We start from the raw sequence: 13,130 nt of genomic DNA on the forward strand, positions 1-13,130 counted from the left end.
GGTTGTGAAAGGACGCATGGAAGAACGAATGGCGCACGGGTATGAGCCCCTGATCCGCTTCGACAATGTCGGGCTGCGCTACGGGCTCGGGCCGGAGATCCTGCGCGACGTGACCTTTGCGATCGAGCCCGGCTCCTTCCAATATGTCACGGGGCCGTCGGGTGCCGGCAAGAGCTCGCTTTTGCGGCTTCTCTTCCTGTCCTTGAAACCGACACGCGGCATGGTGGAGATCTTTGGCCAGGACGCGGCGACGGCGAGCCGGACGACCGTGCCGGTGCTGCGGCGCCGGATCGGCATCGTTTTCCAGGATTTCCGGCTTCTGGAACATCTCACCACTTATGAGAATGTCGCGCTTCCCTTGCGCGTGCTCGGACATCCGGATTCAAGCTACCGCCACGACGTCACCGAGCTTCTCGAATGGGTGGGGCTCGGCGACAAGATGTGGGTGCATCCGCCGGTTCTCTCGGGCGGCGAGAAGCAACGCGCCGCGATTGCCCGAGCCGTCATCACGCGGCCTGAAATTCTCCTCGCCGACGAGCCGACCGGTAATGTCGATCCGCCGCTGGCGCGACGCCTGTTGCGGCTCTTCATCGAGCTCAACCGGCTCGGCACGTCCATCGTGATCGCCACCCACGATCTCGCGTTGATGGATCAGTACGATGCGCGTCGCCTCATTCTCAATTCAGGTCTGATGGAAATCCACGATGTCGTCTGAGCCTGGCCGACAGAAGCGCCGCTTGAAGCGGCCAAGGCTCGTGCGCCGGCGGGCCCCGCAGGCGGCCGCGCCGCTCGATGATCTCGACGCGGAGCTGCGTCGCCCCGGCGTTTCGGTCAGCTCCGGGCCGATCGAGGAACCGCGTGAGGAAAACCCGATCGTGCCGCCGCGCTCCGTCGCCGGACGCGCGCTTCTCGTGCTTGTCGCGATCATGAGCTTTCTGTCGTGCCTTTCGGTCGCCTCCGTCTCCGTCGTTTCCGACCGGGCGCGCGGCTGGGAGCGCCAGATCGCGGCCGAGGTCACGATCCAGGTGAGTGTCACGGGCGGTCACGACGTGGCGCAATCGATGGCGCGGGCGGAGGAGATCGCCGAGGCGACGCCGGGCGTCCTGTCCGCCGAGCCGGTCAGCGAGAGCGATTCGAAGGCGCTTCTGGAGCCGTGGCTCGGCAGCGATTTCGATCCGGTCGAATTGCCGGTTCCGCGGCTCATCGCGGTGCGGCTCGATGGCAATGTCGATCTTTCGAGCCTGGCGCGGCAATTGCGCGACGAAGTGCCGGGGGCGAGCCTCGACGATCACGGCGTCTGGCTCAAACGTCTGGCACGCATGGCGCAGGCGATCACCTTCGCCGGGCTCGGCATCGTTGCGCTGGTGATGACGGCGACGGCGCTTTGCGTCGTCTTCGCCACGCGCGGCGCCATGGCCGGCAACAAAGATGTGATCGAGGTTCTGCATTTCGTCGGCGCCGAAGATTCCTATGTGGCGGGTGAGTTCCAGCGGCATTTTCTGGTGCTCGGACTGAAAGGGGCCGGTCTCGGCGGCATCGCCGCCATCGCGCTCTTTGCACTTCTGTCGCTCATCGGCGGCGTCGAAGGGCCGACGCCGGAAGAGGCGCAGCTCAGAAGCCTGCTTGGCGGCCTCACGATCGGGCCGCCGGCCTATATCGGCTCCGTCATCACGGTGGTGGCGATCGCCGTGATCATTGCCGCGACGGCCCGCTCGACCGTGCGGCGAACGCTGTCACAGATCGGATAGACGTTGCCAATGGGTGCGAAGCAGACCAGGAAGCCTCGATCAAGCTTTGGCAGCAAAGGTCGTTGATGTCCCGCGAGACGCTGGCTGAGAAGAGCGAGGCGAAATCTCCGCGCCCGCGCCGCTCGATCGGGCGGCGGCTGATCCGCGTCGTCGTCTTTGCCGTCTTCCTCATCGGCCTGTTCTTCGTCGGCGGCTTCCTCATCTTCGCTCAGCAGGTCGCCTCCGCGCGCCCGCCGGCCGCGCCCCAGGCCGACGCGATCGTGGCGCTCACCGGCGGGTCGGCGCGGGTGGAGGGCGGTGTCGAGCTGCTGCGCGCCGGCGCCGGCCAGCGGCTTCTGATCTCAGGCGTCTATGCGGACAACAGCAAGCAATCGATCGCCAATGCGGTGGCGTCGGAAAGCTCCGATCTCTTCCGCTGCTGCGTCGATCTCGGCAAAGCCGCTCGTGACACGCGCGGCAATGCGGAGGAGACGCGCGACTGGGTGCGCCATCACGGCTACCGCTCGCTGATCGTCGTCACCAGCGCCTATCACATGCCGCGCTCGATCGCGGAATTGCGGGGTGAAATCCCCGATGTGCGGCTCGTTCCCTATCCGGTGCGTCGGCCGGGCCTCGATCTCGGCGACTGGGCGCAGCGCAAGGAAATCTTCCTCATCCTGTTCCGCGAATATCTCAAATACCTCGTCGTGAAGCTGCGCTGAGCACGCGCTCTTCGGTGGCCGGCGGCTCTCCCCGCAGCGCCCCCCCCCGACAACGTCTGCCGCCAGCGTCTCCGGGCAGCGTCTCCCGGCAGGGGTGCAAATTGTCACAGCAGCTTAGAAGCGATTGATCCAACAGAGCTCTGCGGCGAGGTTTGCCGGGGTTCGGGACTGAGGTCATCACTTCCAATGCCGCAGGGGGTGGTATTCGATGAGCGATATCTCTTTGCCTGGACATTCGAGGCTCGGCCAGTTTCCGATCAGCTTCTTTGCCATCGTGATGGGGCTTTCGGGCCTCACATTGACGCTGCGTGCCTGCGAGCACGCGCTTGCCCTCGACGGGCGGATCTCCTCATGGGCGCTTTATGGGACGGTCGCGGTGTTTGCCGTGATCGCGCTGCAATACGCACTGAAACTCAGCTTTCATCCGCGCGATGTGGTGGAGGAATGGGCGCATCCGGTGCGCATCGCCTTCTTCCCGACGATCTCGATTTCGCTGCTGTTGATGGCGACGGCCGCCGCGCCGGTCTGGCCGGAGGTCGCAAGGCCCGTGTGGATCGCGGGGGCGGCGGCCCAGGGCGTCCTGTCGCTCAGCGTCATCGCCAATTGGATCGGGCACCGCCCGTTCGAACATGTGCATCTCAATCCGGCCTGGTTCATTCCGGCCGTCGGCAACATCATCGTCCCGCTGGCAGGCGTGGAATTCGGCTTCGTGGAGGTGAGCTGGCTGTTCTTTTCCGCCGGGCTGATCTTCTGGCTCGTGCTTCTGACCCTGGTCGTCAACCGGCTGATCTTCCACGATCCGCTGCCGGGGCGGCTGGTGCCGACGCTCGTCATCCTGATCGCACCGCCGGCCGTCGCCTTCATCGCCTATTTCCGGCTCGAGGGAGAGGTCGACGCCTTTGCGCGCATCCTGATCAATGTCGGCTATGTCTTCGCGCTCGTCGTGGTGACGCAGGTGCCGAAGCTCGCGCGGCTGCCGTTCGCGCTCTCCTGGTGGGCGCTGTCGTTTCCGGTCGCGGCTCTGGCCGTCGCCTCGCTTCTCTTTGCGGAGACGGCGGGATCCGCCTTTCATCTGTGGGTCGGATTCGTGCTTGCGGGTCTCCTTTGCGCGATCGTCGCCGTGCTGGCGCTGCGCACGGCCCTGGCGATCCAGGGAAAGGAAATCTGTCGTCCGGAATAGGGCTGGGTGTGAACTTTGGGCGTCGGCGCTCCGGTCCGATGATCGGGCGGTCCGGGGGCTCGGCGATTTGGCGGCCCGACGACTTTGGTGGCCGACGACTTTGGTGGCCGATGACTTGGCGGCCCGGTGACTTGACGTGGAGGCCAGGGCGCGCCACTCCGGTTGCGCCCCGCTTGGGCGAGGCTTTAGAGGCTGGCCATGTACGCGCGCTCCATCCTGTTCAACGTTGTTTTCTATGTGAACTTCGCCGTCCAGGCGATCCTGTTCTCGCCGATGCTGCTCCTGCCGCAGCGCTACGGCATCTGGGTGACGAAGTTCTGGACCGCCTCCTCGCTCTTCTGGCACCGGCTCATCTGCGGCGTGAAGGAAGACGTGCGCGGGCTGGAGAACATTCCGAAGGGCGGCTGCATCGTCGCGGCCAAGCATCAATCGACATGGGAGACGATGCGGCTCGTCTATATGCTGGACAAGCCCGCCTATATTCTGAAGCGCGAGCTCATGTGGATCCCGCTTCTCGGCTGGTACATGAAGAAGTACGGCCATATTCCCGTCGACCGGGGGAGCCGCTCCAAGGCGCTGTTTTCGATTACCGAACACGCCAAGGACCGCGTCGCCAAAGGTTTTCAGGTCATCATCTTTCCCGAAGGGACGCGGCGGGCGCCACTTGCGCCGCCGAATTACCGCTACGGCGTCGTGCACCTTTACAAGGAACTTCAGGTTCCCGTGGTGCCGGTGGCACTCAATGCCGGCCTTTACTGGCCGAGGCGGTCCATCGCCCATATCTCCGGTACAGTTCGCGTCGAAGTTCTGCCGCCAATCGAGCCTGGCCTTGATTCCGCCACCTTCGCCGCAAAACTTCAGCAATGTATTGAAGATAAAACCAACGAGTTGATGCAGGAGGCACGCGAACGCGATCCCGCGACGCGGCGCATAATTGTCGAAGAGCATGTCGCCGAGGTGACTTGAACCGACGCGGCAGCGAGGTGGAAGGTTTTCGTGACCGTTAAGTCATCACTGCCGCACGTGGTGCGGGAGCAGGGTGTTTCCGACCGGTATCTCTATTGGTCGGGGGCTTCGGGTCGACGCTATCTCTTCAGCAGACTCGATTTGGAACATGTCCTCAGCGTGAAAGACGCCGTCGTTTTGTGCGTGAAGGATGGCGCGCTTTGCTGGGTCGGAAGCGACGATGCTGTCGAGCCTGCGGATATTTTGGGATTCGCCGCCGATGGCGTGGTCTTCTATGCGCATTTTCTTGCCGGGTCAGGCCGCTCCAGACAATTGGTGAGCGACGATCTGAGCTCTTCGGAAACCCCTCCGGAAAAGCGCCGCGGCGACGGTTACTGCGTCGCCGCCTGATTGCCGCCGCTTTCGCCCGTCACCGCGGGGCGATGAGGCTCCAATTCTTCGGCCAGCCAGAAGAGATGGCGGTCGACGACGCCCATGTCGCGCAGATGCTGCGCCGTGCTGACGACGTAGTCGGTGTTCGGCCCGGATTGCCCGTGCGCGTGACGGACGATCTCAAGCTGGTGGGGGGCATCGAGAACGCCGGCATATTGCTGGTGCGTGCGATCGACGAGGTAGACGAGGGCATGGCCGCGCCCCTCCGCGAAGACGACCGGCCGGACGGCTTCCTTGTAGACCCGCGTGACCTGTTCGCGGGCGCGAAGATATTCGACAACGGCTTCGCGGTCCGTTGCCTGCACCTTGAAGGCGAGGCCCCGGCAACTGCCGCCGCGATCGAGACCGAGCACCAGGCCCGGCCGTTCTTCGGTGCCGCGGTGCACGTAGGAATAGACGCAGAGCGAGCGGTGGGCGCCGATGAGACGCGCCGGTTTGACCTCGATATGCGGAAAGCCCGGGTTCCACATGAGGGACCCGTAGCCGAAAACCCAGAAATCTTCGTGTGAAGGAACTTGCGTCATCGCGGGCTGGAGCTATCAGTTGCGCCGGCCGACCGCAACGGCCGTGAGGGAGAAGCCTGAATGCGACGCATCATGACCGTCCTGGCGATCACCGCCGTCATCCTGGCGGGTCTCTGGTCGGCGGGGTGGTACGCGCTTGCGACCTATGCCGATCGGCAGGTCGATACCTTTCTCGCCGATCAGGCGCGGCGCGGCGTCGTCATGTCCTGCCCGGGCCGGCAAATCGGCGGCTTTCCCTTCCGTCTGAGGCTCAGCTGCTCGCAGCCCGTCGAATTCACCTCCGCCGGGACTGAGGCGGCGACGCCGGCACTTGCGGCCACCGTACGGGCGGAACGCCCGCAGCAGGTCGAAACGGAGTTGACGAGCCCGCTCACAATCAAGGCGCCTTATCTCGCCGAGCCTTTGAAACTCGAATTCGCCGATGCCACGCTGATGACCGGGTTCGGAGGAGGTGGGCTCAAGCGCGCCAAGGTCGATGTCATGGGCGGGCGCACGACACAGGGCGCGGTGACGGCCGGCCTCGATCGCGGACAGGCGCTGGTGAAGCCTACGGAGGCGCAGGACGGCACCTCGGTGCAGGTGGCGTTGCGCGGCCTCAGCGTCACCAAAGACGATCTCACCCTGCCCGCGAGCGATCTGGCGCTTGCCGCCGATGTTGCGGCCGCGCCGGAGTCTGTGTTGAGCGCACTTCCGGGCCTGCGCGAGACCGGGCTCGAATTGCGGCAGATGAGTGCGGAGCTCAAGACCGGAGGTGCCCGGGTGCTGGCTTCAGGGCCCTTGCGGATCGGCCCCGACGGGCTCGTTTCCGGTCAGCTCGATGTCACCATCACCGGCATCGAAGCCCTGTCGCGCACGATCAATGAGATGCCGGACGGCATCCGAGAGCCGGGTCAGCTGGTGCTGGCAGCGATTTCCGGCATCGGCGTGCCGGCGGAAGTGGACGGGCTTCCGGCGAGACGCCTCACGATCAGCCTCGACCGGGGCGCGGCGCGCATCGCCTTCATCAACCTCGGGCGCGTGCCGCCGCTCTTTTGACGCTCAGACTTTTTTCTGGCGGCCGAAATCCGGATCGGCCGTTTCCTGGCCGGCCTCGATGATGCCGCGGCGGATTGCACGGGTGCGCGTGAAGAGATCGAAGAGCGTGTCGCCGTCGCCCCAGCGGATCGCCCGCTGCAGGGCCGTCAGATCCTCGTTGAAGCGCGCGAGCATCTCCAGAACCGCTTCGCGGTTGGTGAGGAAGATGTCGCGCCACATGGTCGGATCGGAGGCGGCGATGCGGGTGAAATCGCGAAAGCCGCCGGCGGCGAATTTCATCACCTCCGATTCCGTGACCGTTTCCAGATCGGCGGCGGTGCCGACGATGTTGTAGGCGATGAGATGCGGCACATGGCTGGTGATGGCGAGGACCATGTCGTGATGGCTGGGCTCCATCGTCTCGACATGCGAGCCGAGCCGTTCCCAGAAGGCTTTGAGCTTCTCAACGGCCTCCGGATTGGTCCCGGCGGGCGGGGTCAGAACGCACCAGCGCCCGTCGAAGAGTTCCGGAAAGCCCGCATCCGGTCCGGAATGCTCGGTGCCGGCAATCGGATGGGCGGGCACGAAATCGACGTGGTCGGGCAGGTGCGGCTGCATCGCGGCGACGACCGCGCCTTTGACGGAGCCGACGTCGGAGACGATCGCACCCGGCTCAAGATGCGGAGCGATGGCCTCTGTGATGTCGCCCACGGCACCGACCGGCACGCACAAAATGACGAGATCGGCGCCTTTGACCGCTTCCGCGGGGTCGGTCGTATAGGTGTCGCCAAGACCGCGGCGCGCCGCCGCGTCGACGGTTTCCTGGCGCCGGCTCTGGATGGCGATCTCCTCGACCAGGCCCTCCTTGCGCGCCCGCAGGGCGATCGACGAGCCGATGAGACCGATACCGATGAGACAAAGACGTTTGAACATGATGGGAAATGGATCAGGCGAAGAAGCGGGTGAGCACGTCCACCACCTTACGGTTGGCCGCTTCCGTGCCGATGCTCATGCGCAGTGCGTTGGGAAGACCATAGCCCGCCACCCGGCGCAGAATGCAGCCTTCGGCCCGCAGAGCCTTATCGGCGGCTTCGGCATTCTTTTCCGCAGTGTCAGGGAAGTGGATGAGGATGAAATTGCCGGCGCTCGGCGTCACTGACAGGCCGAGCTTTTCAAGTTCTTCGCTCACCCAGGGCAGCCATTTTTCGTTGTGGGCGATCGCCGTCTCGACATGGGCGCGGTCGGCCATCGCCGCCGCACCGGCGGCAAGCGAGGGCGCCGACACGTTGAAGGGGCCGCGCGTGCGGTTGAGGAGCTCGATGACCGGGGCCGGACCATAGGCCCAGCCGATCCTGAGCGCGGCGAGCCCGTAGATCTTGGAGAAGGTGCGCGTCATCAGGACGTTCGGCGCTTCGCCGGCCAGCTCGATGCCGCTCTCGTAATCGTTGCGCCGGACATATTCGGCATAGGCAGCATCGAGGACGAGAAGGACGTTCGCCGGGAGGCCGCGCTGCAGGCGGCGGATCTCCGAGAAGGGCAGATAGGTGCCCGTCGGGTTGCTCGGATTGGCGAGATAGACGAGCCGCGTCTTCTCCGTGACGCAGGCGAGGATCGCATCGACGTCGACGGTGAGGTCTTTTTCCGGCGCCACGACCGGCGTTGCGCCGGCCGACAGGATGGCGATGCGGTAGACGAGAAATCCGTACTGCGGATAGATCGCCTCGTCGCCCGGCGAGAGGAATGTCTGGGCGGCAAGCGTCAGGATCTCGTCGGAGCCGTTGCCGCAGAGGATGCGGTCGGGATTGAGACCATGAGTGGCGGCGATCGCCTCGCGCAGCTTGCGGGCCGAGCCGTCGGGATAAAGATGCAGGTCGCCGGCGAGCGAACGAAACGCTTCCACCGCCGCCGGGCTCGGGCCAAGCGGGGTTTCGTTGGAGGAGAGTTTGAACGTCTCCCGGCCGCCATCCCCGCTATCGCCCGGCACATAGGCGGCGATATCGAGGACGCCTTTGCGGGGCGTGAGAGCCTTGGTGCTCATACCTGGTCTTCTTCCGTCTGTTCTTCCTCCTGGCCGACGAAATGGATCGGTGCGGCGAAGGAGCCGAGCTCCACGGGCTCGGAAAAGGTCGCGCCGCGTTTTGCAGCTTCCGCGCACAAAGCGGCGTGGGAGATCGCGCCCGAAATTTCGACGAGGATCTCGTCGTCTTCGCGCGTGACGATGCGGGCGTTGAACGCGGACAGAGTTTTTTCGAAAGCCCCCGTCGCCTGCATGCGCCAAAGCCGAATATCGGCCTCCGGCGGCACGGAAAGCTTGGGGCCGGCGACATAGGCTTCGGCCTGGACGGGATGGTTCGGAGCGATGATGAAGGGCAGACGCGCGAAGATCTGCAGATCCTCACCGTCGAAATCCCGCCACCAGCGTCCGGGCGAGTGGGGAGACAAGATGGCGATGAGATCGCCGTCGCGGCGCAAAGCGGCAAGGGCGTCGGCGTCGCTCGCGGCCGCCTCTGCCGGCACGGAAAAGCCGAACTGAAAGCGCACGAGATCCTGCAGGGCGGCGGGGTCCGTCGACTGGCCGATCAAGATGCGGAAGGGTGCCTGCATCGCGGTGAAGGTGGAGATCACCTCGCGCCAGATGTGCTCGACGGTCGCAAGCGGCAGAATGCCTTCGTGACGCATGACGAGCGCCCGCATCATGTGCGCTTCCCGGTCGGGGCGGAAGGCCGCTCCCGGCGCGCTCGTTCCCTTGATATGGATGAGTTCGTCGATCACGGCGCTGCGTTCGATCAGGAGGCGATGGACCTCTTCGTCGATGTCGTCGATACGCTGGCGGATTTTGGCAAGCGCGTCGGGTGCCATGGCGCTCATGGGTGGTATCCGGTCTCAATAAGCGGCGGGTTTCTTCGCTTCGCTGCATAGCGAGCCGGCCGGCCGGACGCAAAGAAAAGATTGACAGGCGCGAAGCTCGCTTCCTAAGCCGCTCAACCACCGAAGGAACGTCGCTATGGATGCCGGTGTGCCAAATCACGCCACCGCCGCTGCCCGGCAGGTGGATTGCCCTTCAAGCCTCTGCATGGCTTTTGCGGAGACCCTTGCGCTCGACGGCGGCGATGCGCTGCCGAGCTTTCAGATCGCCTATCAGGTCTACGGGACGCTCAACGCCGACAAATCGAACGCCATTCTGGTCTGCCATGCGCTGACCGGCGATCAGCATGTCGCCAACGAGCATCCGGTGACCGGCAAGGCCGGCTGGTGGTCCTTGATGGTGGGGCCGGGCCGGCCGATCGACACGGACCGCTATTTCGTCATCTGCGCAAATGTGCTCGGCGGCTGCATGGGTTCAACGGGACCCGCCTCGTCGAATCCTGCGAACGGCGAGCCCTATGCGCTCGATCTGCCGGTCATCACCGTGCGTGACATGGTGCGGGCGCAGGCGCGGCTCGTCGACGAGCTCGGCATCGAGAAATTGTTTGCGGTGGTCGGCGGCTCGATGGGCGGCATGCAGGTCCTGCAATGGGCCGTCAGCTATCCCGAGCGCGTCTTTGCCGCGATCCCGATCGCGACCGCGCCGCGCCACACCTCGCAGAATATCGGTTTCAACGAAGTCGGCCGGCAGGCGGTGATGGCCGATCCCGATTGGTGCGGCGGCAAATATCTGACGCTCGGCAAGCGGCCGGCGAAGGGACTCGCCGTGGCGCGCATGGCGGCGCACATCACCTATCTGTCGGAGAGCGCGCTGCACCACAAATTCGGCCGGCATCTGCAGGACCGCGAGGCGCTGACCTTCGGCTTCGATGCCGATTTCCAGATCGAATCCTATCTGCGCCACCAGGGGATGACCTTCGTCGAGCGCTTCGACGCGAACTCCTATCTCTATCTGACGCGGGCGATGGATTATTTCGACCTGGCCAAGGATTATCGCGGGCGGCTGGCGGATGCTTTCCGGGGGGCCACGTCGCGCTTTTGCGTGATCTCCTTCAGCAGCGACTGGCTGTTTCCGACGGCCGAGAACCGTTCGATCGTGCATTCGCTCAATGCGTCGGGTGCCAATGTCTCCTTCGTGGAGGTGGAGACGGATCGCGGCCACGACGCCTTCCTGCTCGACGAGCCGGAGCTGTTTCGCACCGTCTCCGGCTTTCTGCGCGGTGCAGCACGGGTCAGGGGGCTGGCGGAATGAGCGAGATGCAATTGGCGACCATGGCGGCGGATCCGGACCGCGTCGATCTGCGTGTCATCGCCGGCTTCGTCAGTCCCGGTTCGCGGGTTCTCGATGTCGGCTGCGGCGACGGGGCGCTTCTGAAGCTCCTCGCCCAGGAAAAGGGCGTCGACGGGCGCGGCATCGAATTGTCGCAAAGGGGCGTGAATCAGGCGGTGGCCGAGGGGCTATCCGTCATTCAGGGCGACGCGGACCGCGATCTCGAAACCTACCCGGACGGCGCCTTCGATTTTGCCATTTTGAGCCAGACGCTGCAGGCGACGCGCAATCCGCGCACGGTCGTGGAGAATCTTCTGCGCATCGGCCGGCGGGCGATCGTGTCGTTCCCGAATTTCGGCAATTGGCGCATCCGCAGCCAGTTCATGGTCTGGGGACGGATGCCGATCACCTCCAACCTGCCCTATAGCTGGTACGACACGCCGAATATCCATTTCTGCACGATCAAGGATTTTCTCACCCTGACGGGCGAGATCGATGCCAAGATCGAGGATGCGGTCTGTCTTTACGGGGAAGGCAAGCGGATGACGCAGACGGCGCCCTGGACGATCTGGAACCTCTTCGGCGAGCAGGCGGTGTTCGTTTTAAGCCGCGGTTAGGTTTCCGCGAGGCCTGAGCTCAGGTCGCGTCGATCATGCCGACGCCCGGCTGAAGCGCCGGCTTCAGCGCCGGGCGGAACGCCCGTTTCGCCTTTACCGTCGTCGCCGGCATCACCACCTTTTGCGCATAGACGCAGGTGACGCCGGAAAACGCTGGCCAGAGATTGCGGCCGAGCTTTTCGATGGCGGGCGACAGGCTGAGGAGCGAGCGGCTTTGCGTCGGCCACATATGGAGCGCGGTCGTCCAAGCGGTGACGTTGAAGCCGGTTTCCTGCAGGAGCGATTTCAGCTGGCTGCGCGAATAGGGGCGGCCATAGCCGAAGGGCGAGGTCTCGACGCGTGCCCAGGCGCCCTGGCGATTGGGAACGACGATGAAGACGCGGCCGTTGTTGGTGAGAACGCGGCGCATCTCCGCCATCAGTTCCGGCGGTTGCGACGAGGTTTCGAGCGCATGGACGAGAATGGCGAGATCGATGGCGGCATCGGGCAGGGGCAGGCAGGTCTCCTCCACGAGGGCCGTCGCCGAACGGCTGGCGCAGGGCCATTCCATGACGCCCTGCGGTGCCGGCATGAAGGCGAAGACACGTTCGGCCCGACCGAGCTGCGGGCCGAGATAGGGGGTGGCGAAGCCAAGACCCAGGACGCGATCGCTCGGCCCGACATTGATCAGCCGGTGCATGCTGTCGCGCACATGCCGCGTCACCATTCTGCCGAGAAGGCTTGCGTAGAATTCGCGCAGATCGACGACGTCAAGATGCATCACGAGAACCTGCCAGACCTTCCTCCGTCAGCGCCGTGGCACTGGGATTAAACTGCGCCCCATCGTCTAGCATGCCTTGCTCACGGCTTCATGGCGGGAAATATCGTCCTATACTGGCCGCTCGCCAACACCTAACGCCAACACCGAGCGTCCAGCGCAACCCAATCGAGAAGGAGAACGCCTTGGCGGCACTCGAAATCGTTCAGTTTCCGGCCCGTTCGGACAATTATGCCGTGCTGGTGCATGACCCTGATTCGGGGGCGACGGCGGCCATCGATGCGCCCGAAGCCGATCCCATCATCGAGGCGCTGCAGGCGCGCGGCTGGGTGCTCACAGATATTTTCGTGACCCACAAGCATTTCGACCATATCGAGGGCGTGCCGGCGCTGCGCGAGACGTTTTCCGCGCGCACCATCGGTCCGCGCAAGAGTGCCGCCGCGACCGGCCTCTACGACAAGACGGTGGAGGACGGCGAGACGTTCAAATGGGCCGGCCGCACCATCCAGGTGCTGGAGACGCCCGGGCATACGCTCGACCATCTCGCCTATTATTTCACTGAAGATGGCGTCGCCTTCGCCGGCGATACGCTGTTTGCGCTCGGCTGCGGTCGGGTCTTCGAAGGCTCGGCCGAGCAGATGTGGACTTCTCTTCAGAAGCTGCGCGCGCTGCCGGACGAGACCGTCGTCTATTGCGGGCACGAATATACGCTCGCCAACGCGGAATTCGCCGTCAGCGTCGATCCCGACAACGAAAAGCTCGCCGAGCGGAAGACGGAAGTCGAAGCGCTGCGCCAGGACGGCCAGGCGACGCTGCCGACGACGATCGCGCTCGAAAAGGCGACCAATCCGTTCCTGCGGGCCGATGATCCGGAATTCCAGAAGGCGATCGGCATGGAAGGCGAGGAGCCTGTCGCTGTCTTTGCGGAGACGCGCAAGCGCAAGGACAATTTCTGAGCGACGGGCGGAAACGATGCCGGGAGAAGACCGGGCCGGC

15 protein-coding genes are annotated in these 13,130 nt (G+C 64.7%); 10 read left to right on the plus strand and 5 right to left on the minus strand.

Going from position 1 to position 13,130, the window contains the following annotated elements; all coding sequences use genetic code 11:
• Window positions 1–49: 49 nt before the first annotated feature.
• The 6 genes from ftsE (at window position 50) to BLP76_RS12620 (ending at window position 4,985) form a co-directional block, all read left to right on the plus strand.
• Window positions 50–715 carry a cell division ATP-binding protein FtsE gene (ftsE, locus tag BLP76_RS12595; RefSeq protein WP_092813800.1) on the plus strand — a complete coding sequence of 222 codons (666 nt, stop codon included), beginning with the start codon at window positions 50–52 and terminating at the stop codon, window positions 713–715.
• The gene (locus BLP76_RS12600; RefSeq protein WP_092813585.1) at window positions 705–1,748 is read left to right on the plus strand and encodes a cell division protein FtsX; all 1,044 of its coding nucleotides are present in this window, start codon (window positions 705–707) and stop codon (window positions 1,746–1,748) included. The genes ftsE and BLP76_RS12600 overlap by 11 nt, the downstream gene beginning before the upstream one ends.
• 65 nt (window positions 1,749–1,813) lie before the next feature.
• The gene (locus BLP76_RS12605; RefSeq protein ID WP_092813589.1) at window positions 1,814–2,449 is read left to right on the plus strand and encodes a YdcF family protein; all 636 of its coding nucleotides are present in this window, start codon (window positions 1,814–1,816) and stop codon (window positions 2,447–2,449) included.
• Window positions 2,450–2,657: 208 nt separating this feature from the next.
• Window positions 2,658–3,629 carry an SLAC1 anion channel family protein gene (locus tag BLP76_RS12610; RefSeq protein ID WP_092813592.1) on the plus strand — a complete coding sequence of 324 codons (972 nt, stop codon included), beginning with the start codon at window positions 2,658–2,660 and terminating at the stop codon, window positions 3,627–3,629.
• 198 nt (window positions 3,630–3,827) lie between these two features.
• Window positions 3,828–4,595 (plus strand): lysophospholipid acyltransferase family protein, encoded by a 768-nt coding sequence (locus BLP76_RS12615; protein ID WP_092813595.1) that lies wholly within the window; start codon window positions 3,828–3,830, stop codon window positions 4,593–4,595.
• Window positions 4,596–4,625: 30 nt separating this feature from the next.
• Window positions 4,626–4,985 (plus strand): hypothetical protein, encoded by a 360-nt coding sequence (locus tag BLP76_RS12620; RefSeq protein ID WP_139163748.1) that lies wholly within the window; start codon window positions 4,626–4,628, stop codon window positions 4,983–4,985.
• On the opposite strand, the gene BLP76_RS12625 is transcribed toward BLP76_RS12620, so the two are convergent.
• On the minus strand, window positions 4,967–5,551 hold the full coding sequence (locus BLP76_RS12625; RefSeq protein ID WP_092813602.1) for a gamma-glutamylcyclotransferase: 585 nt from the start codon (window positions 5,549–5,551) through the stop codon (window positions 4,967–4,969). The genes BLP76_RS12620 and BLP76_RS12625 overlap by 19 nt on opposite strands.
• Window positions 5,552–5,611: 60 nt before the next feature.
• Here BLP76_RS12625 and BLP76_RS12630 point away from each other — a divergent pair, with 60 nt between their 5' ends.
• Window positions 5,612–6,586 carry a DUF2125 domain-containing protein gene (locus BLP76_RS12630; RefSeq protein WP_092813605.1) on the plus strand — a complete coding sequence of 325 codons (975 nt, stop codon included), beginning with the start codon at window positions 5,612–5,614 and terminating at the stop codon, window positions 6,584–6,586.
• A gap of 3 nt (window positions 6,587–6,589) precedes the next feature.
• Here BLP76_RS12630 and BLP76_RS12635 read toward each other — a convergent pair whose 3' ends face one another.
• Genes BLP76_RS12635 through BLP76_RS12645 form a run of 3 tightly spaced genes read right to left on the minus strand, consistent with a single transcriptional unit; the run spans window position 6,590 to window position 9,433 of the window.
• Window positions 6,590–7,498, minus strand: a complete 909-nt coding sequence (locus BLP76_RS12635; RefSeq protein ID WP_092813608.1) for a prephenate/arogenate dehydrogenase family protein — start codon at window positions 7,496–7,498, stop codon at window positions 6,590–6,592.
• 13 nt (window positions 7,499–7,511) lie between these two features.
• On the minus strand, window positions 7,512–8,603 hold the full coding sequence (gene hisC, locus BLP76_RS12640) for a histidinol-phosphate transaminase (protein ID WP_092813611.1): 1,092 nt from the start codon (window positions 8,601–8,603) through the stop codon (window positions 7,512–7,514).
• On the minus strand, window positions 8,600–9,433 hold the full coding sequence (locus BLP76_RS12645; protein WP_092813615.1) for a chorismate mutase: 834 nt from the start codon (window positions 9,431–9,433) through the stop codon (window positions 8,600–8,602). The genes hisC and BLP76_RS12645 overlap by 4 nt, the downstream gene beginning before the upstream one ends.
• 136 nt (window positions 9,434–9,569) lie before the next feature.
• Here BLP76_RS12645 and metX point away from each other — a divergent pair, with 136 nt between their 5' ends.
• Window positions 9,570–10,742, plus strand: a complete 1,173-nt coding sequence (gene metX, locus BLP76_RS12650; RefSeq protein WP_092813618.1) for a homoserine O-acetyltransferase MetX — start codon at window positions 9,570–9,572, stop codon at window positions 10,740–10,742.
• Window positions 10,739–11,377: a methionine biosynthesis protein MetW gene (gene metW, locus BLP76_RS12655; protein WP_420867634.1), complete on the plus strand. Its 639-nt coding sequence runs from the start codon at window positions 10,739–10,741 to the stop codon at window positions 11,375–11,377. The genes metX and metW overlap by 4 nt, the downstream gene beginning before the upstream one ends.
• 19 nt (window positions 11,378–11,396) lie before the next feature.
• Here the strand turns inward: metW and BLP76_RS12660 are convergent, their stop codons facing one another.
• Complete coding sequence (locus BLP76_RS12660; RefSeq protein ID WP_092813621.1) at window positions 11,397–12,137, minus strand: class I SAM-dependent methyltransferase; 741 nt, start codon at window positions 12,135–12,137, stop codon at window positions 11,397–11,399.
• A 182-nt stretch (window positions 12,138–12,319) separates the two neighbouring features.
• Between BLP76_RS12660 and gloB the strand changes: the two genes are divergently transcribed.
• Entirely contained in the window at window positions 12,320–13,090 is a 771-nt protein-coding gene (gloB, locus tag BLP76_RS12665; RefSeq protein ID WP_092813624.1) for a hydroxyacylglutathione hydrolase, read from the plus strand.
• Window positions 13,091–13,130 lie beyond the last annotated feature (40 nt).

The sequence above is a fragment of the Afifella marina DSM 2698 genome (genome assembly GCF_900102695.1).
Lineage (GTDB): Bacteria > Pseudomonadota > Alphaproteobacteria > Rhizobiales > Afifellaceae > Afifella > Afifella marina.

Bases quoted from the DNA above. Each gene is read 5' to 3' on its own strand.
- BLP76_RS12600 (WP_092813585.1), top strand. From the start codon at position 705: ATGTCGTCTGAGCCTGGCCGACAGAAGCGCCGCTTGAAGCGGCCAAGG.
- BLP76_RS12605 (WP_092813589.1), top strand. From the start codon at position 1,814: ATGTCCCGCGAGACGCTGGCTGAGAAGAGCGAGGCGAAATCTCCGCGC.
- BLP76_RS12610 (WP_092813592.1), top strand. From the start codon at position 2,658: ATGAGCGATATCTCTTTGCCTGGACATTCGAGGCTCGGCCAGTTTCCG.
- BLP76_RS12615 (WP_092813595.1), top strand. From the start codon at position 3,828: ATGTACGCGCGCTCCATCCTGTTCAACGTTGTTTTCTATGTGAACTTC.
- BLP76_RS12625 (WP_092813602.1), bottom strand. From the start codon at position 5,551: ATGACGCAAGTTCCTTCACACGAAGATTTCTGGGTTTTCGGCTACGGG.
- BLP76_RS12630 (WP_092813605.1), top strand. From the start codon at position 5,612: ATGCGACGCATCATGACCGTCCTGGCGATCACCGCCGTCATCCTGGCG.
- BLP76_RS12635 (WP_092813608.1), bottom strand. From the start codon at position 7,498: ATGTTCAAACGTCTTTGTCTCATCGGTATCGGTCTCATCGGCTCGTCG.
- hisC (WP_092813611.1), bottom strand. From the start codon at position 8,603: ATGAGCACCAAGGCTCTCACGCCCCGCAAAGGCGTCCTCGATATCGCC.
- BLP76_RS12645 (WP_092813615.1), bottom strand. From the start codon at position 9,433: ATGAGCGCCATGGCACCCGACGCGCTTGCCAAAATCCGCCAGCGTATC.
- metX (WP_092813618.1), top strand. From the start codon at position 9,570: ATGGATGCCGGTGTGCCAAATCACGCCACCGCCGCTGCCCGGCAGGTG.
- metW (WP_420867634.1), top strand. From the start codon at position 10,739: ATGAGCGAGATGCAATTGGCGACCATGGCGGCGGATCCGGACCGCGTC.
- BLP76_RS12660 (WP_092813621.1), bottom strand. From the start codon at position 12,137: ATGCATCTTGACGTCGTCGATCTGCGCGAATTCTACGCAAGCCTTCTC.